The sequence below is a fragment of the Rhizobium sp. L43 genome, from assembly GCF_002531725.1.
GTDB lineage: Bacteria > Pseudomonadota > Alphaproteobacteria > Rhizobiales > Rhizobiaceae > Rhizobium.
In genome coordinates, this window is record NZ_NWSQ01000007.1 from 151,422 (window position 1) to 172,568 (window position 21,147).

Below are 21,147 nucleotides of genomic sequence, written 5' to 3' on the forward strand. Positions count from 1 at the left end.
GTGCCAAACGTCAGTTGCGAACAACGGGCGCAAAGCCTGTGCTGCCGCGATCCACGCAAATAAGGGCGACCAGATAGGCAAAGATCGGATCCAAGGCCTTCTGATTGAACATGATGCCAAAGCTGCCGGTTATGACATAGCTGCTGACAAGCAGCAGAGCGAGCGCAATGGCTAAGTCCCGGCCCGGCCCAGCTTCCTTTCTCCACGCGCCTATCACGGGTGTGGCGAGCATCATCGAAAGCGCTGCAATGCCGAAAATGCCGGCGTCGATTCCTGCGGTGAGAAAACCATTGTGGACATGCGAATAGGTCAGTTGCGGCCTTATGCTATCGGGCAGCTCTGCCAGCACCGAAGCCATCCGGTTTTGCGGGCCATACCCTGTCAACGGGTCCTTGCTGATCGCCGATACGGCACCCTTGTACAGAGCGAACCGCGCACTCAGCGACGTGACTTCGCCGTCGCTGCGTTCGAGCGATGCCATATTTTCCTGCAGCGCCTCGATGCGATGGAGGATTTGGCCGCTGCCGAGAGCAATCAGCCCGGCAAACAGCAAAGAGCCGGTGATGGCGAGGCTGCGCAAACTCAGATGGAAGCTGTGTTTGCGGAAGTACCAGAGAAAGATGACGATATGAATGGGTATGACCAGCCAGGCCGAGCGCGTTCCGGAAAGCAGGACGCAGCCCAGACCGGCAGCATATCCCAGTATGGCAATTCTTTGCTCGACACTCTTGGGTGATTGAACGTTCAGAAGCGCAATACCGCCGAAAAGAACGCCAATCACGCCCAGCAGTGCAGCGTTCGAGGTCCCCGCCTCTGCCCTCTCCATCAGAAACAGGATCTGCAGCAGACTAAAGAGGAAGGTAATGATCATGCCGATACCGGCGCCGAGGATAAACAGCGGCACGAGGCTGCCATCGGGAGATTGGCGCATTCGCGGCAATATCAGCCAGACCGAAAAGAACGGCAGCAGCCGGAATATCCAGTCCAGTTCTTCGGAGTAGGGCGGATTGATGAATATGCTTGCGATCATCACCAGCGGGTAGATCGACATGCCGATGGTAACCACCCGGTCGGATCTCGACAGGTTCAAGGCAAGCCGGCCTGTCGCCAGACAGTAGATGCCCCACACCATCGATGCCAGAAGGATGAACGAGTTAAAGTTCGGCGAAAGTCCGGGAAGGATTGCAAAGACAAAGACCGCCATGCGGTTGGTTCGATCGCGTGCGCTTCCCGCCCCACTGTCGGGATGAAGCAGTACCATCTTCAGTTGTCTGAGGTATTTCACTTGCCGATCCTGACCATGCCGATGCCGTCTCGCTAAGGATCGTGGTCACGGCTGTCAAGCCGGGGATTGCGTGCAATCTATGGCTTTATCCGTCGTGGTATTCCAGCAACAGGATCTTCGGACGGACGTGGTTCTATGAAAGGACGGGATGCGACACAAGGCCAGCTTCAGCAGTAAACACGTCTGAGGTGCAGGTTTAGCTCGCAGGTTTGATCGTCGAGCAAGTGTTTTTGGCAGGAGCTCGCCGAGCGCGGTGTCACGCCCGGGGATCGAAGGGCGGCTGCGAAGCACTGACGAAATGATGCGATAGGCCGCGTCGAGACGACCGCTGGGGGGCGCCACAGATGTTTAATTCGGCGAGCCGCTCCTTGAATGTCACCGCTATCGCCAATATCGGCCTGTCATACTTTCGGTCGATGATCGACCGAGGAGATAACCGAGGCCGAATGCCAGAATGCCGGTGCCGAGCAACAATGCGCTTGCAGTGTGCGGGTGAGCGCGAACGCCGGAGGCAACTGCGTAGACCTCACGCGTCACCCCATCGGCCGCCGACTTTGCCGCTTTGGTCAATCCCTCCGGCTGCTCAGCCGGTGTTCCGGTAAATCCGGCGTTCAAGTTTTGTTTGTCGGTCATGTCGGGACCTTTCCTGAGATGGCTTGGGGCGGAGTTCAACGTTGCTCGCGCGTGCCGGGGGAGGCTTCGCGTTGATCGGCATCTTCGAGATCGGTTTTGACGAGGAATGCGTCGGTATGTTGGCGCGAGGCCTCTCGCAGTGCCGCGAGATTTGGAGGATTGCCGGTCTCGCCCCGTGAATCGAGTTCTCGGGCCTCGAATTCTTGGGCCTCGAGTTCATGCTCAGCCTGGCTCCAATGATGCCGGTGCTGGCCTTCTGGCCTGCCTTCCTTTTCCCACAGGGAATATGCCCTTTTCCGGATCTTCTCCTCGCGGGTGGCTGCCGGCGATCCGCCATTCTGTCCGTCGATTTCGTTCACGGCGCGCCGAGCCGTCTTCTGTCCGCGTCCGTCCGCGGCAGATGAAAATTCCGGCCGGGCGCTGCCGGCCGTGGTTTCGTTTGTCTTGCGTCGTGCCGGGTTTTTCATGAACGTCTCCTTGGGGATTTCAACCAATTCGGCCGATCTAAGTTCCAAACGAGAGTGACTTGATGCGAAGATCTGGGCTTCCCGCGTTGGCAACGTGGAATAACTGGTATACTAGTATGCCTCAAAATCTCATTGTGCTGGTATCCTTATGCGGCAGGCATCAGAAACCGAAGTTTTGGCCGTCCCGGCCTCGCCGGAGATTGGCAGGCTGCGTCGTGTCACCACGGCCGGCGCCATCTATGAACGCCTGCATGCCAATATCGTGTCGCTGCGGATGCCGCCTGGCATGCTGTTGCAGGAAAAGCGTATTGCCGACGATTTCGGCGTCAGCCGCACGCCGGTGCGTGAAGCGCTGCTCAGGCTTTCCGAAGGCGGACTGGTCGACATTTACCCGCAGTCGGGCACCGTCGTGTCGCGCGTGCCGGTTTCGGCGATCCCCGAGGCGGTCGTCGTGCGCAAGGCGCTCGAAGGCACGACCGTCGAGACTGCGGCCCTGATCGCCACCGTTGCAGACATTGCTCGCCTCGATGCGATCATCGCCCGCCAGCGGTCGCATGCCGCGACCGGCAATACCTCGAGCTTCCATGAGGAAGACGAGGCCTTTCACGAGGCGATCGCACAGATATCGGGCTATCCCGGAATCTGGACGATTCTGAAAACGGTCAAGGTGCAGATCGACCGGGCGCGGCGGCTGACGCTACCGGTGCTGGCGCGGATGGATAATGTGGTGCACGAACATAGGATCATCCGCGATGCGCTTGCCGCCCATGATGCGACGGCGGCCCGAAACGCGATGATCCATCACTTGAGCGCCGTCATTCCCGATGTCGACGAGCTGCGCTCGCGCTACCCCGATTATTTCTGCTGACGGCAGGACCGAACACGAAACGAAAAGGCGAGAGAAGGAAGAAGAATGCGGCAAGGTTGGAGATGGTTCGGGCCGGAAGCGCCGGTGACGCTGGATGATGTCCGTCAGACGGGTGCGACCAACATCGTCTCTTCGCTGCATCAGGTGCCGATCGGCAGGGCCTGGACGGAAAAGGAAGTGCGCGAGCGCCAGTCGCTGATCGAGACGACACCCGGCGACCGTTCGGCCCTCGTCTGGTCGGTGGTCGAGAGCATCCCGATCCCTGACGCCGTCAAGCGCAAGGGCGGGGAGGCGAAGGCCGAAATCGAGGCGTGGATCGCCAGCCTCGAGGCGGTCGCCGCCTGCGGCATCCCGATTGTCTGCTATAATTTCATGCCTGTTGTCGACTGGACCCGCACCGAACTCGATTTCGTGACGCCGACGGGTGCGACTGCCATGCGCTTCGATCATGAGCGCTTCGCCGCCTTCGACCTCTTCATTCTGGAACGGCCGGATGCGGCGCAGCACTATTCCGCGGAAGACCGCGAGCGGGCGCGTATCGTCTTCGAAGCCATGTCGGACGACGAGATCGCCGACATCACCCGGATCATCACTTCGGCTCTGCCCGGCTCGACCACCGAACCTCTCACCATTCCGGCCTTCCGGGACAAACTGGTGGCCTATAGCGGCATCGATGCGGCAAGGCTGCGCCGGCACCTGATCGAATTCCTGGAGGCGGTGACCCCGGCCGCCGAAGCTCGCGGCGTCAAGCTGACGCTGCATCCCGACGATCCGCCGCGTTCGCTGTTCGGCCTGCCGCGCATTGCCTCGACGGCCGATGATTATGCCGCTCTCTTCGATGCGGTGCCGTCGGCGGCGAACGGCATGTGTTATTGCACCGGCAGCCTCGGCGTACGCGCCGAAAACGACCTGCCGGCGATCGCCCGGCGCTTCGCTTCGCGCATCCACTTTGCCCATCTGCGCGCCACGACGCGTGAAGGCGATGGCCGGACGTTCCATGAAAGCGCCCATCTGGAAGGCGACGTCGATATGGTTGCCGTTCTAAGCGAGCTGGTTGCCGAAGACCGCCGCCGCGGCCCCGAAGACACGATCGTCTTCCGCTCGGACCATGGCCACCGTATGCTCGACGATCTCGACAAGGTCGTCACCCCAGGCTACCCGGCCATCGGCCGCATGCGCGGCCTCGCCGAACTCCGCGGCATCCTGCATGCGCTGGGCGCCCCGCCGACCTGAGGTGTTGTCTTTGGTTGAGGAGGGGCAAGGCGCCGCCACGAATCTCTTCTCCCCAGCGGGGAGAAGTGCCGGAGCGATAGCGAGGCGATGAGGGGGCCACACGGCACACCGCTCAATATTGCGCTTCGCTTGCGCTCAGCGCACTCGCTCCTATCGTCGCTCGCCCCCTCATCTGCGCTTCGGACATCTTCTCCCAGCTGGGGGAAGAAGGGGGAGCAAGCCGCGCCCGTAAACAAAAACCACCCCACTCTGAAGCCCGAGCGATGCTTCAGAGTGCGCAACCCTTCAGAAAAAGATCGGCGCACATCTTCGCCCGCGTCTGGATCACCTCGATCGTCGGCGGCGGCTCCTGACGCAGGATCGCCGCGCGCTGCGGCTCCATGGCCATCATGCCGCGCAGCATGCCGCAGGCTAGATGCGGATCGTCGAGCGCAATGAGGCCGCGCTCAACCTGCCGGCGCAGCCAGTCCTCCATCAGCTCATTGGTACGCAGAATCGCCTGTTCGTAGAAGGACGTGGCGATCTCCGGAAAGCGATCCGACTCGCCGATGACGAGGCGCATGATGGTGACCGTATCCTCCGACAGCGACAGCATGCCGTAAGCCATCAGCATGCGCTCCAATCCTTCCCTGAGATCGGCAGTGGCGAGCGTTGCCGGATCGAGCGCAAGCAGGAAACCGAGGATACGTTCGGAGATCACGCTGGCGAAGAGATCGGCCTTGGTCGGGAACAGCCGGTAGAGGGTCTTTGTGGAAACCCCAGCCTCCTGGGCGATCGTGGCGATGCTTGCCGCCGCGTAGCCATTCTCGTGAAACTGGCTGTTCGCCGCCTTGACGATCAGGCCCCTGGTGTCGTCGTCACAGCGGATCTGCGGCCTGCCTCTCGGCCTCTTCTCGATTTGTTGATTTTGGACCATCGTTATTTTCCAAATTCCCATTGACTTCCATTTTATAGAGCATATTTTGGAAAATATCAAGTTTCCTAAATTGGATCACCTGACTTCAGAGGCCGCAGCCCAAGAGACGGCGACCGTCATCCGGAGAGAGACAATGACCATCAAGACGCTGCATGCCCTCAACAACAACGCTGCTCCCGAAACTGTTGCCGAAGCTGCCCCAGCCAACCTGGACGCCGGCCAACCGCCGCGCATCGCCGAGGCTGCCGCTCCCATTGCCGAGGAAAAGCCCGCCCGCAAGCGTGGCGGCCGCTCTCTGCTTCTCGGCGCCACAGCACTCGTGCTGATCGCCGCCGGCGCCTATTACGGCCATGATTACTGGACGGTCGGGCGCTTCCATATCTCAACTGACGATGCCTATGTGAAGGCCGACAACAGCACGATTGCCCCCAAGGTCTCCGGTTATCTCGCCGAGGTCCTCGTCATGGACAACGAGACCGTCAAGGCCGGCCAGCCGCTTGCCCGGATCGACGACCGCGACTTCAAGGCGGCTCTCGATCAGGCCAAGGCTGATGTCGCCGCCGCGGAAGCCACCGTCAACGCCAAGCAGGCTTCACTCGATATCCAGCAATCGACGATCGCCGCTGCCCGCGCGACGGTCGACGTCGATCGCGCCAACGAGACGTTCGCCGAGCAGAACAACAAGCGCTATTCGAACCTTGCCACCAGCGGTTATGCCCCGGTCCAGACGGCGCAGCAGGCCGCCTCGCAGATCGCTGCCGCCCAAGCCACGATCGTCCGCGACAGCGCCTCGCTCGACGCTGCCGTCAAGCAGGTCGATCTTCTCAACGCCGAGCTTGCCCAGGCGAAGGCGGCACTTGCCCGCAGCCAGGCCGTTCAGCATCAGGCTGAGCTGAACCTCTCCTATGCGACGATATCAGCCCCTGTCGACGGCACCGTCGGCAACCGGACGCTGCGCGTCGGTCAATATGTCCAGACCGGCACCCAGTTGATGTCGGTCGTGCCGACGACGGCTGCCTATGTCATCGCCAACTACAAGGAAACGCAGCTGACCGATGTCCGGGCCGGCCAGCCTGTCGATATCGAGGTCGATATGTTCCCCGGCCGCACCTATCACGGCCATGTCGACAGCCTTGCGCCGGCGAGCGGCCAGGAGTTCGCGCTACTGCCGCCTGACAATGCTACCGGCAATTTCACCAAGGTCGTCCAGCGCATTCCGGTCAGGATCGTGCTCGACGGCGACGCCGCCGCAAATGGCGATCTGCGCCCGGGCATGTCCGTCCAGCCGAGCATCGATACCAAGAACGACCGCAGCTAGGCCGGGGGACGAGGAGTTCGTGTCATGTCCACCATCACAGCAACTGCAATCGCCGTTCCGCAGCCAAGAGCCGGGGCAAGCACCAGAGACTGGATCGCCGTTCTCGCCGGCATGATCGGCGCCTTCATGGCGATCCTCAACATCCAGATCACCAACGCCTCCCTCCTCGATATCGAGGGCGGCATCGGAACGGGCGTCGACAACGGCGCCTGGATCTCGACATCCTACCTGATCGGCGAGATCGTCGTCATTCCGCTGACAGCCTATTTCAGCAACGTCTTCTCGTTCCGCCGCTATATCCTCGTCAACTCAGTCCTGTTCCCACTCTTCTCGATGGCCTGTGCCTTTGCCCATGATCTCGGCACGATGATCCTGCTGCGCGGCCTGCAGGGCTTTGCCGGCGGCGTGCTGATCCCGATGGCCTTCACCATGGTCCTGACCAAGCTGCCGAAGCCGCAGCAGCCGCTCGGCCTCGCCATCTTCGCGCTTTCGGTGACCTTCGCTCCGGCCATCGGCCCGACGATCGGCGGCTACCTGACCGAGAATTACGGTTGGCAGACGATCTTCTTCATCAACACGATCCCGAGCCTCATTATGGCGGCGGCTCTCGCACTGACGCTGGAGAAGCAGCCGATGCAGCTTCATCTTCTGAAGGAAGGCGACTGGGCCGGTATCTTTACTATGGCAATCGGCCTCTCGGCGCTGCAGACCGTGCTGGAAGAAGGCAACAAGGACGACTGGTTCTCGTCGCGCTTCATCATCAAGCTCAGCATCGTCGCCTTCGTCTTTCTCGTCGCCTTCATCTGGATCGAGCTGACGGTGAAGAAACCATTGGTCAAGCTTCGCCTGCTGACGCAGCGCAATTTCGGTATCGGCGTGCTGGTCAACGTGCTCGTCGGCGTCGCGCTCTTCGGCACGGTCTATATCCTGCCGCAATATCTCGGCCAGGTGCAGCGCTATAATGCCGAGCAGATCGGCAACGTGCTGGCCTGGACCGGCCTGCCGCAGCTCCTGCTCATCCCGCTCGTCCCGGTTTTGATGAAGCGCTTCGATGCCCGTTACATCGGTTTCCTCGGCATCTCGATCTTTGCGATCAGCTGTTTCATGAACATCATGCTGTCGGCTGACAATGCCGGCGATCAGTTCTGGATTCCGAATATCGTCCGCGCCATCGGCCAAGCTTTGGTGCTGACGCCGATCACCGCCATCACCACGGCCGGCATTGCGCCATCAGATGCGGCCGCCGCCTCGGGGCTCACCAACATGCTGCGCAATCTCGGTGGGGCGGTCGGCACGGCAACGCTCGGCACGGTGCTGACCAAACGCGAGCAGTTCCACTCCAACATCATCGGTCAGTCGGTGACGCTCGGCCGCGACGAAGTCCGCAACCGCCTCGACCAGCTGACCGGCTACTTCCTGTCGCACGGCGTCTCCGACCATGCCGTCGCAGCCCAGAAGGCAGTCGTGGCGCTGGGACAGGTCGTCAAACGCCAGGCTTTGATCATGGGCTTCAGCGATACTTTCGCCGTCATCGGCGTAGTTCTTGCCATTGCAGCCGTCGCCCTGCTGCTCACCCAAAAACCGCGGGCCGGTGGTGGCGCCGGCGCCCACTGAAACAGAAGCGCTCGCCCGGCTTCCCGGCGAGCGCTTTCTTCATTGCGGAATTTCGACCGTAAAGGCGAAGCGGGCCACCGCACCCGGCGCCAGGATCGTGGTGGACGGCCGCGCCGACAACTCGCTCGACCCTCCAGCTTCCGCGGCCGTTCCATGCCAGGGCTCGATGCAGAGGAAGGGCGCACCCGGCTTGGTCCAGAGCGCAAGATTGGGCAGGTTTTCGAAACGGAACTGCATGGCCGGTCCGCCTTCGGCGCCATAAGTTAAACCTTCGCCGGCATCCTTCGGGAAAATCATCGCATCCTGTTCGAACATCGTATGATCCAGCACCAGACGGCCGGCATCAAACGGTGAGGGCAGAGGCACCGGGTTGATCAGGCCGCCCGCCAGCCGCACAAGCGCCGGCTCGCCTTCATTGTCGAGCGTCACGATATGGTCGCGCCCGGAAGCACCTGGCAGCGGCCAGGCGAAAGCCGAATGGAATCCGAGGCCGAACGGCATCGGCTTCTGATCGCGATTGGTGACCTCCGCCGTCACCGTCAAGGCGCGGCCCTCGACCGCATGCACGACGGCCAGCTGGAACTCGAACGGATAGACCGCCCGCGTCGCCTCCGAAGCAACCAGTTCGAACCGGCACATCGTCTCGGTGGATGCGGCAAGCGCGAATTCGCTGCGGCGGGCAAAGCCATGCTGGGCCATCGGATAGACCGTGCCGTCGATCGCGATCTTGTCGTCAGGCGCCTTGCCGACGATCGGAAACAGGATCGGGGACCGCCCGGTCCAGAAGGCTGCGTCGCCCGTCCACAACCAGGAGCGTCCGTCGCTTGATGTGAGCGCCTGCATCTCGGCGCCGAGGGGAGAGATGTCGACGGTGAGGTCCTGATTGCCGATCCGGATTAAGGTTGGCATCGCAATTCCCTTTCGCACTGGTTGGTATCAAGCCATACCTTTCCGCACCGGGGATTTCCAGCCAATAGGTGGAAGGGCCGTGGTGGCGGTGATCAAAGCTTGGGCGGAGGCTATTTTCGCATCGCGCCCAATCTTGCGATCACTTCATTCGGGATGCCGTAGCGCTGAATGGCATCGCGATTGTTGCGCAGCCCGCAGATCTCGCGCTGGATGAAGAATGCCCAGACGGCGTCGGACGCTTCATTGAGAAGCCGCTCGCGCTCCTCGGCACTCTGGCGCTCGGGAGTCCAGGCCTTCAGGTCGGCGAGCGCCGCCTCCACCTTCAGCCCGTGACGCCCGAGTGAATCGGCGCGTTCAGACATCAGCTCGTATTCGAGGACGTTGAAGCCGTTTCTATCCTGCTGGGATTGTCTGAAGGACTGCGGCGGACGAACGCTCATTGGCACGAATTCCTTGTCGGCGTAGGCCACGATCTTAGCCAATCCGGCTCGACAGATCGAGAGGGTTCGAAACGGGCCTATCCCGGCATTTCCATGCGTGGCATAAGGGCGCCGAAACCTTTCCCCCTAGACCCAGCGCGCATCATGATTCGTATCGAAAATATCAGCAAGCAGCTCAGCCACCGGATCCTCTTCATCGAGGCGTCGGCAGCCCTTAACAGAGGCGAGAAGATCGGCCTCGTCGGCCCGAACGGCGCCGGCAAGACGACGATCTTCCGGATGATCAACGGCGAGGAGCAGCCCGACGAAGGCCAGGTCTCCTGTGAAAAGGGCGTTACCATCGGCTACTTCAACCAGGACGTCGGCGAGATGGCGGGCCACAGCGCCGTTGCCGAGGTGATGAACGGCGCCGGCCCGGTCAGCATCGTTGCCGCCGAGTTGCGGGAGCTCGAAGCCGCCATGGCCGACCCCGAGAGGGCCGACGACATGGAGGAGATCATCGAGCGCTACGGCGAAGTGCAGGCGCGCTACGAGGAACTGGACGGTTATGCGCTCGAAGGCCGGGCCCGCGAAGTGCTCGCCGGCTTAAGCTTCAGCCAGGAGATGATGGACGGCGACGTCGGCGCGCTGTCGGGCGGCTGGAAGATGCGTGTGGCGCTTGCCCGCATTCTGCTGGCGCGTCCCGACGTCATGCTGCTCGACGAACCGAGCAACCATCTGGATCTCGAAAGCCTGATCTGGCTGGAAGAATTCCTGAAGGGCTATGAGGGCGCGCTGCTGATGACTTCGCACGACCGCGAATTCATGAACCGCATCGTCAACAAGATCATCGAAATCGACGCCGGCACGCTGACGGCCTATTCCGGCGACTACGAATTTTATGAGCAGCAGCGGGCGCAGAACGAAAAGCAGCAGCAGGCCCAGTTCGAGCGCCAGCAGGCGATGCTCGCCAAGGAAATCAAGTTCATCGAGCGGTTCAAGGCGCGCGCCTCCCATGCCTCGCAGGTGCAGAGCCGCGTGAAGAAATTGGAGAAGATCGACCGAGTCGAGCCGCCCAAGCGCCGGCAGTCGGTCGCCTTCGAATTCCAGCCGGCGCCGCGCTCCGGTGAGGATGTGGTCAGCCTGAAGAACGTGCATAAGAAATACGGCAGCCGAAGCATCTATGAGGGGCTGGACTTCATGGTGCGGCGGCGGGAGCGCTGGTGCATTATGGGTATCAACGGCGCCGGCAAGTCGACGCTGCTGAAGCTGGTGACCGGCACCGCCGAGCCTGACCAAGGCAGTGTCGCGCTCGGCGCCAGCGTCAAGATGGGTTACTTCGCCCAGCACGCCATGGATATTCTCGACGGTGAGCACACCGTCTTCCAATCGCTGGAAGACCGGTTTCCCCAGGCAGGGCAGGGGCCTTTGCGGGCGCTCGCCGGATGTTTCGGCTTTTCCGGCGACGATGTCGAAAAGCGGTGCCGTGTGCTTTCGGGCGGCGAGAAGGCGCGCCTCGTCATGGCGATGATGCTGTTCGACCCGCCGAACCTGCTCGTGCTCGACGAGCCGACGAACCATCTCGACCTCGACACCAAGGAGATGCTGATCAAGGCGCTCTCGCAATATGAGGGCACCATGCTGTTCGTCTCGCACGACCGGCATTTCCTGGCGGCACTTTCCAACCGGGTGCTGGAACTGACGCCCGACGGCATCCATCAATACGGCGGCGGCTATACCGAATATGTGGCGCGCACCGGCCAGGAAGCGCCTGGTCTGCGAAGCTGACCGGTTTTTTGCCCGGCATGTCGAAACCGTCAGCGTCGAAACGACCAGTGAAGAGCCGACCAGCGATATCGGTTGGCCACTCGAAGCAACGGAGGATGAATGCCCATGCAGTTGGATCGGATCGAAGTCGTCACCCTGTTCGTCGATGATATCGACGAGGCCAAAGCGTTCTACCAAAAGGTCTTTGCGCCCGACGTCGTCTATCAGGACGCGGTATCCTCCGTTCTGAAATTCTCGGGAACAATGATCAATCTGCTCGATGCCACCCAGGCGCCTCAGCTGGTCGAACCTTCGGCGGTGTCAGCCCTCGGTTCCGGCGCGCGCGTCCTGCTGACGATCAAGGTCGATGACGTCGATGCGGTTTGCGCCGAATTGCGCAAACTCGGGGTCACGTTGCTCAATGGTCCGATCGATCGTCCCTGGGGCCGCCGCACGGCAGCCTTTGCGGATCCATCGGGCCATGTCTGGGAGGTCGCGCAGGAATTGCGCTAAGCTGGTGTCGCCGCGTTCTGAGGTCGCCTTCAGATTTTGCGACTGTGATGCGCCTCGGCAAGTTTCGTTCGCGCAAAGAACGGATTCGGCGGTCATCGCCACGATGATGACCAAATTCCGTGGTGTTCGGAGCCCTCTTCAGACAATCGGGCGGGCGCATCGGCATGGACTGGATCAATCGTTACATCGATCAGCCGCTGCTGCATGGCGCGGCGGGCTTGCTGCGGGGCTGGCACATCCGCACGCGGCAACCGCCGGAGCTGCTGGAGCCGACATGGAATCTCGTCGTGCTCTCCTTTCTCCTGATCGCAAGCGGTCAGGTCATGGCTGGCAGCCCCTTCGCGCTCAGTGTTGCCGCACTGATCATGCTGGCGCTGCCCTCAGTACGAAAACTGCTTTCGGCGGTGAAGGCGAGGGGAGACGGTTATGGCGCCCGGGAATACAAGTCGTTGAGGGCGCGCGCCATCGCCAAACGTGAGGCGGAGTGGTCGGTGCGGATCATCGTCCTGTTCGCCTCCGCCTGCCTACCCTTCATCGCCCGCATCGACGATCCAGTCGGAGCCTGTTTCATGCTGGGAGCAAGCATCTGGTTCGTACTGACCGGACCGCTCAAGGCCTATCTCGATGCGGCCGAGCCTCCCGAGCCGAATGAAGGCGACAGAATGTATAGAGGCGCCTTGCATTTCGGCTGAACAAAGCCGCTGCGACGTCGCATGTGCCGGCCGTGAGAGGGGCAGGGAACCAAATGGCGGTAGCCTCCGTTATCTCCGCAGCAACGTAAAAGGAGATTGCGATGCTTTATTACGCTCTGGTGTTTCTCGTTGTAGCCTTGATTGCCGGCGTCCTCGGATTTGGCGGTATAGCAGGGGCTTCAGCTTCCATTGCCCAGGTTTTGTTCTTTATTTTCCTGGTGCTATTCGTCGTATCGATCGTCATGCGCCTGATGCGAAAAGTATAGTGCGCATAGACCAAGTATAAAAACCCGGCGAAATCGAACCGGCTTCCGAACGTTGGACGTCAACCTTCGGGGGCGGTTCAAGATATTGCCGGGTTTTTATGTCGCATCCGGTTTGACGTCTCCGTCACTGAAGGCTTCCGTCGCGATCGTGGTCGGCTGTCGCGAAATCCGCCATGACCCGCTGCATGAATTCGCTCCGGCTGATGCGGCCGTTGTGATTGGCGTCGGTCAGCGTGAATTGCTCGACTGTCAGGATTTAAACCGTTTCGTCGGATTGCAGACTGCCGTCCTTGTTCTTGTCGAGACTTCCGAAGGCCGTGCCCATGAAAGTTTCGTATTCCGCGCGATCGACCGTCTTGCTGGCATTGCTACAGAGACCGCGTGGCAACCTGTGCGTTCATCGATCGCCTAGGCAATAAGCGCCGGCCATTCGTCCGGAAAGACGGCGGCAAGCGGGATCGTGCCTTTCCGGCAACCATTCCTGACAAGATCATGAAATAACCGGATGACGCGAATTAGTGCCTTCGAAATGTCCCAATGGGGCTGAACCGTAGGCATGCTTGTCGCTTGTGCCCTCCCATGCGCTTCGACAGGCGATGCGAAAAGGATGCCGGTTCGGGATCGTTTTGCGGTTCCGTCCGTTATCTGTAGCCGAATCTGGTGGCGAGTAGCCGGGTATTTTGCTCCCGTCACGATTTGAGAAGGAGACACTTATGAATAAGACTTTTGCGACGGCATTTGCCGCGGTATCGTTGAGCCTCATCGGCGCGGGGGCGGTCAATGCCGCCGACCCCGTCACCAGGACCTATGAAGAGCCGGACCTGCGCAATGGTGTGAAGATCGGTTACCTCACCTGCGATATCGGCGGCGGCACGGGTTATGTGCTCGGTTCATCCAAGGAGGCCGATTGCATTTTCCAGTCGACCGTCGGTAATGAGCTTTCCGATCGGTATACCGGCGAAGTGAGAAAGCTCGGCATCGACCTCGGCTTCACCACACGCAGCCGGTTGATCTGGGCCGTGTTCGCGCCGACCGCCGGTTATCACCGCGGGTCGCTCGCCGGCCTCTATGTCGGCGCCACCGCCGAAGCGACACTCGGTGCCGGCGTCGGCGCCAATCTTCTGGTCGGCGGCACCTCGGGCTCGATCCATCTGCAGACGGTCAGCCTGACCGGCCAGCTCGGTCTCAACGTTGCCGCCGGCAGCGCATCGATGACGCTGACGTCAGCGAATTGACATGTCTTTTGACGCTCCCTGCCGCGCCGCGGCGGGGGCGTCACCTCATCCGAGACGCGATTTCTCATCCTCGCATGCCGAGAACATTTCCGTTTTATTCGCGCCATGGAAATGCTCTATCTCTTTGTCTTACGCAAAACGCTGAGCGTTTCTGCTGGACGTATTAGCCGGATTGAGATGATGGATATTCGCATGGCAACGCCCGGCGAGGACGAGGTCCTTGTGGGGCACTATTTGAAGATCTGGGACAGCTACGGCACACCACCGGAGCACTACCGGCCGGATGCGGCGGCGCGGATATTGTCTTTCATCAGGAGCGGCCGCGAGGAGCGCCGTCTGACCACGTTCCTCGCCGTCCTCGACGGTGAGATCGCCGGTTCCGTATCCTGCCAACTGCACCAATCGCCGTTTCCCGAAGTCATTCGGGAAGAACACCGGCTGCACGGTTATATCTGGTCCGTCTATGTTGTGGACGCCTTCCGCCAGCGCGGCATCGCGCAGGCGCTGACCAGCAAGGCGATCGACTATCTGAAATCGATCGGCTGCACGACCGCTGTACTCCATGCCTCGGATGCCGGCGAACCCGTCTATCGCACTGTCGGTTTCGAACTGGCGAAGGAAATGCGCCTGACGTTCCCAACGCAGTAGCGACTGGTTCGGCCGCGCCTGGATCAGAGAGAGTCAGGTTCTTAGAATGCTGCCGCTGCCTTCGCCGCCTATGCTTTCGCCCGGCCGGGCGCGGTAAAGGCGGCGATCGTCGCCTCGTCATGGCCGGCCTCGCGCAGGAAGCGGCCGGCAAATTCGATGGCCGGGCTTCTGAGCGCGTCGTCCGGCCGGATCAGGTGAAAGGCCACATGATGGTCGAGCGTCCGCTCCGACACGGCGACGACGCGCCCGGCTGCCAGCGCCGCATCCGATAGGGGCGGGCGGGCGAGCGCGATGCCGAGACCCTGCGCACAGGCATCGATTACCAGATTGTAGTCCTCGAAGCGCCGGTCCTGGCCACGCGGCGTATAATCGACGCCCTCGCGGGAAAGCCAGCGGCGCCAGCCTTCGATATTCGAATCGTGGAGGATCGGCAGATCGAGCAGCGAAAGGGCATCGGAGCGCTGCCCGAGCCGCTCCGCCAGCGCCGGGGCTGCGATCGGAAACGACTTCTCCTGCCACAGCGGCAGGGCGCGCACGCCGGCCCACGGCCCCTTGCCGCAGCGAATGGCGAGATCGGTGCCTTCGCCGAAATCCGCCAGCCGATGTTCCAGCGTCAATTCGACATGCAGCTCGTTTCCTTCGAGCTTCGCCAGGCGCTGAAACAGCCACAAGGAGGCGACGGACGGCGTCACCGAAAGGCGCACCACCGCTTTGTTGGGCCGGGGCAGCCAGCGTTCACCGCTATTGCCGAGCAGCGCAAGCGCTTCCTCCGCCCGCGCGAAAAACCGCATACCCTCCGGCGTCAGGCGCACACCGCGGGCCTCGCGGGCAAACAGGCGCACACCCATCCAGCGCTCCAAGCGCGAGACCTGCCGCGACACCGCGCCATGAGTGATGCCGCTTTCCTCGGCCGCGGCCGAAAACGATCCGAGTCGGGCGGCGCGGGCAAAGGTCTCGAGCGTGTCGAGCGGCGGAAGCACGGGCGAGCTGTGAACCATAGGCACATTTGATCATCGATTACGATGCTTTTCAAGCACGCATCGAAGGCTTAAGCCATTGTGCGCAAGCACGGATGGAGGTGAAAATGAGTATGGCGGCAAGCACACCGGTTTCGGCGAAGGAGCAGGGCAGGTTCGATCTGGTGGCCTTTGCGGCGATCATCGTCACCATCCTCTTCTGGGCGTCCTCTTTCGTGGTCATCCGCATCTGTCTCGGACCGCTGACACCGATCGAACTGGCGACGGCGCGTTATGTCGCAGCCGGCGCCATCGCCCTCGTCTACCTCACCATCTATCGGCCGATGCCGGAAAAACGAGATTTCTTCCGCCTTTCCGTTGCCGCCGTGCTCTTCATCGCCGCTTATGCGGTGCTGTTGAACACGGGAGAGCAGACCGTTGCGGCAGGGCCGGCGAGTTTCATCATCAACACCATGCCTGTCTTCACCGCCCTCATCGCCACATTCGCGCTCGGCGAGCGCTTCGGCCGCTGGGGCTGGGTTGGCACGGCGGTTTCCTTCGGCGGCGTGGCGCTGATTGCGGTTGCCTCCGATGATGGCTTCAAGCTCGATCCGAATGCGGTCATGATCCTTGGCGCGGCGCTCTGCTCGGCTATCGCCAGCGTGCTGCAAAAGCCGCTGCTCGGGCGGCTGCCGGCACTTGCCGTCACCGCCTGGATCCTGCTGATCGGCTCCGTGCCGCTGTTCCCGGCCATTCCGGCGACGATCCAGGCGCTAGCGACCGCACCGGCTGACGTGAACTGGGGCGTTGCCTATCTCGTCATCTTCCCGACAGCGATCGGCTACCTCACCTGGGCGATCGCATTGAAGCGGCTGACGGCCGCGCGCGCTTCGAATTTTCTCTACGGCGTTCCGCCGGTCGCAACGCTGATCGGCTTCGTCCGGCTCGGCGAGACGCCGACGGTGCTGGGTGCGGCCGGCGGCGTCCTGGCGATCCTCGGCGTGCTCGTCGTCAATGTGATGCGGAAGGGATAGCCATAAATTCGCAGGCTCTAGACCTAGCGGAGCAGTCCGTCCCGCCGAAATTCTTCCCAACCCCGCAGCTTTGCGGACGCTTCCTCGGTGAGGTCTTGCGGTGCCGCGGTCGCCTTGCTGATCTTCGTCAGTGAACGCGTCAGCTTCGCCTTGTAGGCCGCCCTGCGCCTGTTGTCTGTGGCGGCCGCGGTGTCCTCTTCACGCCACTCTTCGACAGCGCCCCGGTCGAGCAGATCCTCGACCATCCGTGGTTCGAAGACGTGGAAGGTGATCTGCCTGGCGCGCCCCCGAAGCTTCACCGTTCGCGTCCCGGCGCTGGGCAGGCGGCCGTCCTCCAGCCAGCGACGTCTCTCGGTCGTTGAGATCGTGAGGATGTCCTCGATTTCGCGCGGGATGACCGGCAGGCTTTCGATGCCTTCGATCGATTTCGCAATGACTGCCGAGGCATGACGAAACTCGCTCCTCATGCTTTCAGGCATTGTCAGCGTGAAACCGTCCCGCGGATGTCGAGCGATTTTCGGATGAACGACGGGAGACGCGCACGGATTTCCAAGAGGATTCCCTTGGCGCGCACTGAAGACCCTAGAGTGGCCGCGGGCGGTAGCGCCACGTTTCGACCAGTCCAGGAGTGTCATTGTTCTTGTTTTTCGCCATGCGCAAAGAGATGGGATCAAGGCGCAGCCCAGTCAACGATCACGTTTATACACTGACCTCGTCGATCCTCGCCAAAACAAGCAGCTCCTGCGCCACAGCGTGGTACGACGCCGCCGTTCATGGTATTTTTGAGAACGGTAAAGCGGGATCAACGTCGATGCAGACGATTGAGGATTGGCTAGGTCAACTCGGTCTCGGCAAGTACGCCGACGCTTTCGTCGAGAATGACGTCGATCTGAGAGCGCTCCCTCACCTTGCTGAATCCGACCTCCATGAGCTCGGCGTCTCGCTTGGGCACCGGAAGATTATTCTGGCTGCTATAGACCGGCTTGCGCATCAAGGTCCCGACGAACAGCCTCCTGCGTCGGCCCCTACCGAGGCCGTATCCGAAGCTGGGGCTGACCGGCGACTGCTTAGCGTGCTCTTCTGCGACCTGGTCGGATCGACAGCGCTATCAGCGCAGCTAGACCCGGAAGACATGCACGAGTTGACCCGCCGTTATCAGGATAGCGTCGCCGGCGCGGTTACGCGCTTCGGCGGCTACGTCGCCAAATATCTCGGAGATGGCGTGCTTGCCTATTTCGGATGGCCGATGGCCTACGAGGATCATGCAGAGCGTTCAATCCGGGCCGGCCTCCAGGCGATGGCCGCCGTTGACGCCCTGCAGTCGCCCAACGCGCAGCAATTGAAGGCTCGCATCGGCATCGCATCCGGGCGCGTGGTCGTTGGCGACACCGACGGCAGCGCGAAGGAACGCGCATCGATCGCGGGAGACACTCCCAACCTCGCCGCACGCCTGCAGGCTGCGGCCGCTCCAGGCCAGATCGTGGTCTCCGACAGCACCCGCCGCCTCGCCGGGCAGTCGTTCGAAATCGAGAGCCTCGGCACGCGGGAGCTCAAAGGCTTCACTTCGCCCATTGCGCTGTTCGAAGTCCAAGGTCAGCGAGATGTGGATAGCCGTTTCGAAGCCGCGCATGCCAGCGGACTTTCGAAATTTGTCGGCCGCGTCAGTGAGATCGGCCTGCTGCTCGAACGGTGGGAGTTGGCAAAGGCCGGGCAAGGCCAGGCGGTCTTCCTGTCGGGGGAGGCCGGTATTGGGAAATCGCGCCTTATCGATGCTTTCGAAGAGCGTCTGCAAGGGTCACAGCATGAACTCATTCGATTGCAATGTTCACCCTATCACGTTACCTCGGCCTTTTACCCGATCGTCGAGCGGCTGAGCCGGGTCGCGTCGTTTTCGCCGGCAGATGCCCGCAACACGCGCGTCGAAAAGTTTCTAACCCTTGTTCGCCGCTACGGCGAAAATCCTTCCGAAGTTGGCGCGATCTATGCCGAGCTGCTTTCGCTCGACGTCGGCGACGAGTTCAGGCCGCCGGATCTTTCCGCCCACCAGCGCAAGGAACTGCTCGTTCGCACATTGGCGAACCGTTTGCTGCTTGCCGCCAGGATCGCACCGGTGCTCATGGTTTTCGAGGATGCACACTGGATGGACCCGTCCACCAGCGAGGTGCTGAGAGAACTCGTCAGCCGGCTTCACGGCGCCGCCGCCCTTGTCGTTGTGACCCACCGACCGGAATGGAGCGCGGCCTGGGCAAGCGGACTGGCACAGGCGACGACGCTCTCCGTTGGGCGCCTGACCAAGCAGCAGATGCGCGAGCTGATCGAATCCATGGCTTCCGGCATTCCCGAACAGCTCGCCGAAAGGATTGCAGAGCGAACGGACGGAGTGCCGCTGTTCGTCGAGGAGTTGACCCGCTCGGTCGTGGAGAACGGAAAACCGTCGTTGCTCAACGCAGAGATCCCGGATAGCCTGCAAGGCTCGCTGATGACACGTCTCGATCATTTGGCGACGACCGCCAAGGAAATCGCGCAAATTGCCGCCGTCATAGGCAGGGAATTCGATCGCGGCCTTCTTTCGAAGATCGCAGGCGTCGACGACCGGGCGCTCGAGAAGGCGCTGAACCAGCTCGAGTCCAGCCAAATCGTCGTCGAAGGCGGCGTCTTGCACGATGCTCTCGTTTTTCGACATGCGCTCATTCAGGATGCGGCCTACCAATCGCTCCTCAACCGGCGCCGGCGGCATTTCCACGAGAAGATCGCCAAGGTACTCGTCGAACAGTATGACGGTGTCGCTGCCACGCAGCCCGAGCTCATCGCCCAGCACTACGAGAAAGCGCAACGGATCGAGCTCGCGCTTCCCTACTGGATGAAGGCTGGAGAACGCGCCCTCGCACGATCAGCCAACTACGAAGCGGTCGACCATTTCCAGAACGCCTTGGCAATCGCAGAGCAGTTGCCTGAAGGAACGGAGCGGCAAAGGGACCTGCTCACCGCGATCCTGAAACTCGGCGACGCTCTGTTCGCTGCGGGTCGCATGACGGATTCGCTGGCAAAATACCGGCTGGCCGCCCCACTGGCACGCAAAGCGGCCGACACCCAAGCCTTTGTTCGCGCGGTGATTGGTCTTGACGGCTCCAAATTCCTCTCCTCGAATTCGCTTGCCGAAACGGTGCCGCTTCTCGTGGAAGCCCTCGAGATGGTTGAACCAGCGGATAAGAGTTCACGGTGCCAGCTTCTCAGTCGCCTTGCGCGGGCATACACCTACCTGAGCGACAGCAAGAACGCCGCAAAATGCCATGGCGAAGGGATCGAACTGGCCCGACGGGTTGGCGACAAGACTGCGCTAGTGGAGCTCTCAGCATTGCCATTTCTGACGCCGGCACCGGTCAGGTCCGTTATGGAGAGAAACGACCGGATCGCTCGCATAGATGAAATAAGACGCCTCGCGGGTGAGATCGACGACGACGATGTGCAAAGCCGAGCGCTTTCAGTCGACGCCTATGTCTCCACGGAGCTCGGCGATCGCGCACGCGCCGATCGGGCAGTTGACGCCCTGGACGAACTTGGTACCAAGCGGCAGCATCTCAACGTCCAGTTCTACGCTCGCATCGCTAGAGCGATGATGGCCATACTCGATGGAAGGTTCGCGGCTGCGGAGGAGCTCGCTGAAGAAGCACTGAAGCTCGGCATGCGAACCCTTGGCGCTGCGCCCGAAGGCGTTTACGGCATGCAGATGTTCGCGATCCGACGGGAGCAAAGCCGCCTCTCGGAGGTCGCACCGGTCATGAAACTGTTGATTGAGGAACACCCGGAGGAAACCACCTGGCTACCGGGTTTTGCGTTGGTTGCCTTTGACCTGGGCTATCGGGATGCGGCCCAACGGAGGTTGAGCGAGCTTGCCCGCACCCGCTTCGCCCTTCCGCTTGACGGAAAGCGGAGTGCGTCCCTCTCGTTCCTGACAGAAGTCGCCGCTGGTCTCGGCGACGCGGACGCTGCTCAAACTCTCTATAAGCTTATGCTCGACTACAAGGAGATGACCGTCACGATCGGTATGGCAACCGTTTGCTTTGGCGCGGCCAGCCGCTATCTGGGAGTGTTGGCAGCGGCTCTGGGTGAATTCAACAGAGCGTCGGAGCACTTTGAGCACGCGCTCGAGATGAACGCGGCGATCGGGTCGCGGCCGTGGCTCGCGCACACACAGGCAGATTATGCGGACTTGCTAATGAAAATAGGTAGCCGGGCCGCGATAAAGAGAGCAATGTTGCTATCCGAGAATGCCCGGTCAACCGCAGCCGAACTGGGAATGGTCCGTCTGCAACAGCGACTGAAGCCAACGATTCATTAGGACCAACAGTTCGCTGCTTTGGTGGGAGGAAGGTC

The 21,147-nt window shown here is 61.5% G+C and carries 18 protein-coding genes and 3 pseudogenes; 12 read left to right on the plus strand and 9 right to left on the minus strand.

The genetic code is table 11. The annotated features are described in order from the left end of the window. Positions 1–10: 10 nt before the first annotated feature. The 3 genes from CO667_RS11365 to CO667_RS11375 all read right to left on the minus strand — a co-directional run bounded on the left by CO667_RS11365 (position 11) and on the right by CO667_RS11375 (position 2,385). Positions 11–1,285, minus strand: coding sequence for an O-antigen ligase family protein (locus CO667_RS11365; RefSeq protein WP_097618472.1), 1,275 nt, complete (start codon positions 1,283–1,285; stop codon positions 11–13). 381 nt (positions 1,286–1,666) lie between these two features. Continuing rightward, a complete protein-coding gene (locus CO667_RS11370) occupies positions 1,667–1,918 on the minus strand; it encodes a hypothetical protein (RefSeq protein ID WP_097618473.1) in 252 nt (83 codons plus the stop codon). Between the two features lie 35 nt (positions 1,919–1,953). Further along, complete coding sequence (locus CO667_RS11375; RefSeq protein ID WP_179874115.1) at positions 1,954–2,385, minus strand: DUF2934 domain-containing protein; 432 nt, start codon at positions 2,383–2,385, stop codon at positions 1,954–1,956. Positions 2,386–2,533: 148 nt separating this feature from the next. On the opposite strand from CO667_RS11375, the gene CO667_RS11380 reads away from it, so the two are divergent. Further along, complete coding sequence (locus CO667_RS11380) at positions 2,534–3,253, plus strand: GntR family transcriptional regulator (protein ID WP_097618475.1); 720 nt, start codon at positions 2,534–2,536, stop codon at positions 3,251–3,253. Positions 3,254–3,298: 45 nt separating this feature from the next. After that, positions 3,299–4,486 (plus strand): mannonate dehydratase, encoded by a 1,188-nt coding sequence (gene uxuA, locus CO667_RS11385; RefSeq protein WP_097618476.1) that lies wholly within the window; start codon positions 3,299–3,301, stop codon positions 4,484–4,486. A gap of 268 nt (positions 4,487–4,754) precedes the next feature. Here the strand turns inward: uxuA and CO667_RS11390 are convergent, their stop codons facing one another. Next, positions 4,755–5,402 carry a TetR/AcrR family transcriptional regulator gene (locus CO667_RS11390; RefSeq protein WP_097618477.1) on the minus strand — a complete coding sequence of 216 codons (648 nt, stop codon included), beginning with the start codon at positions 5,400–5,402 and terminating at the stop codon, positions 4,755–4,757. A gap of 133 nt (positions 5,403–5,535) precedes the next feature. Between CO667_RS11390 and CO667_RS11395 the strand changes: the two genes are divergently transcribed. Together CO667_RS11395 and CO667_RS11400 are read left to right on the plus strand one after the other, a co-directional pair. After that, positions 5,536–6,720: an HlyD family secretion protein gene (locus CO667_RS11395; RefSeq protein WP_097618478.1), complete on the plus strand. Its 1,185-nt coding sequence runs from the start codon at positions 5,536–5,538 to the stop codon at positions 6,718–6,720. 24 nt (positions 6,721–6,744) lie between these two features. Continuing rightward, a complete protein-coding gene (locus CO667_RS11400) occupies positions 6,745–8,334 on the plus strand; it encodes a DHA2 family efflux MFS transporter permease subunit (RefSeq protein WP_097618479.1) in 1,590 nt (529 codons plus the stop codon). Positions 8,335–8,373: 39 nt separating this feature from the next. On the opposite strand, the gene CO667_RS11405 is transcribed toward CO667_RS11400, so the two are convergent. After that, positions 8,374–9,243 carry an aldose 1-epimerase family protein gene (locus tag CO667_RS11405; RefSeq protein WP_097618480.1) on the minus strand — a complete coding sequence of 290 codons (870 nt, stop codon included), beginning with the start codon at positions 9,241–9,243 and terminating at the stop codon, positions 8,374–8,376. A 110-nt stretch (positions 9,244–9,353) separates the two neighbouring features. Continuing rightward, positions 9,354–9,683 (minus strand): DUF6665 family protein, encoded by a 330-nt coding sequence (locus tag CO667_RS11410; protein WP_097618565.1) that lies wholly within the window; start codon positions 9,681–9,683, stop codon positions 9,354–9,356. 144 nt (positions 9,684–9,827) lie between these two features. On the opposite strand from CO667_RS11410, the gene CO667_RS11415 reads away from it, so the two are divergent. From CO667_RS11415 to CO667_RS11430, 4 genes and pseudogenes are all read left to right on the plus strand, one after another. Beyond that, positions 9,828–11,450, plus strand: a complete 1,623-nt coding sequence (locus CO667_RS11415; RefSeq protein WP_097618481.1) for an ABC-F family ATP-binding cassette domain-containing protein — start codon at positions 9,828–9,830, stop codon at positions 11,448–11,450. 99 nt (positions 11,451–11,549) lie between these two features. Beyond that, on the plus strand, positions 11,550–11,942 hold the full coding sequence (locus CO667_RS11420; protein ID WP_097618482.1) for a VOC family protein: 393 nt from the start codon (positions 11,550–11,552) through the stop codon (positions 11,940–11,942). 103 nt (positions 11,943–12,045) lie between these two features. Then, positions 12,046–12,634, plus strand: a pseudogene (locus tag CO667_RS11425) (hypothetical protein). Positions 12,635–12,735: 101 nt separating this feature from the next. Beyond that, entirely contained in the window at positions 12,736–12,900 is a 165-nt protein-coding gene (locus CO667_RS11430) for a DUF1328 domain-containing protein (protein ID WP_028756510.1), read from the plus strand. Positions 12,901–13,024: 124 nt separating this feature from the next. Here the strand turns inward: CO667_RS11430 and CO667_RS11435 are convergent. Next, positions 13,025–13,267: pseudogene (locus CO667_RS11435) on the minus strand (EF-hand domain-containing protein); the annotation flags it as partial. 346 nt (positions 13,268–13,613) lie between these two features. Here CO667_RS11435 and CO667_RS11440 point away from each other — a divergent pair. Together CO667_RS11440 and CO667_RS11445 are read left to right on the plus strand one after the other, a co-directional pair. Next, positions 13,614–14,135, plus strand: coding sequence for a DUF992 domain-containing protein (locus CO667_RS11440; RefSeq protein WP_097618484.1), 522 nt, complete (start codon positions 13,614–13,616; stop codon positions 14,133–14,135). Between the two features lie 180 nt (positions 14,136–14,315). Further along, positions 14,316–14,783 carry a GNAT family N-acetyltransferase gene (locus CO667_RS11445; protein WP_097618566.1) on the plus strand — a complete coding sequence of 156 codons (468 nt, stop codon included), beginning with the start codon at positions 14,316–14,318 and terminating at the stop codon, positions 14,781–14,783. Between the two features lie 68 nt (positions 14,784–14,851). On the opposite strand, the gene CO667_RS11450 is transcribed toward CO667_RS11445, so the two are convergent. Further along, positions 14,852–15,781: a LysR family transcriptional regulator gene (locus CO667_RS11450; RefSeq protein ID WP_097618485.1), complete on the minus strand. Its 930-nt coding sequence runs from the start codon at positions 15,779–15,781 to the stop codon at positions 14,852–14,854. Positions 15,782–15,855: 74 nt separating this feature from the next. Here CO667_RS11450 and CO667_RS11455 point away from each other — a divergent pair, with 74 nt between their 5' ends. Next, the gene (locus tag CO667_RS11455) at positions 15,856–16,773 is read left to right on the plus strand and encodes a DMT family transporter (RefSeq protein ID WP_097618567.1); all 918 of its coding nucleotides are present in this window, start codon (positions 15,856–15,858) and stop codon (positions 16,771–16,773) included. A 23-nt stretch (positions 16,774–16,796) separates the two neighbouring features. On the opposite strand, the pseudogene CO667_RS11460 reads toward CO667_RS11455, so the two are convergent. After that, a pseudogene (locus CO667_RS11460) lies at positions 16,797–17,427 on the minus strand (hypothetical protein). A gap of 157 nt (positions 17,428–17,584) precedes the next feature. Here CO667_RS11460 and CO667_RS11465 point away from each other — a divergent pair. Beyond that, the gene (locus tag CO667_RS11465; RefSeq protein WP_097618486.1) at positions 17,585–21,112 is read left to right on the plus strand and encodes an adenylate/guanylate cyclase domain-containing protein; all 3,528 of its coding nucleotides are present in this window, start codon (positions 17,585–17,587) and stop codon (positions 21,110–21,112) included. Positions 21,113–21,147: the final 35 nt, after the last annotated feature.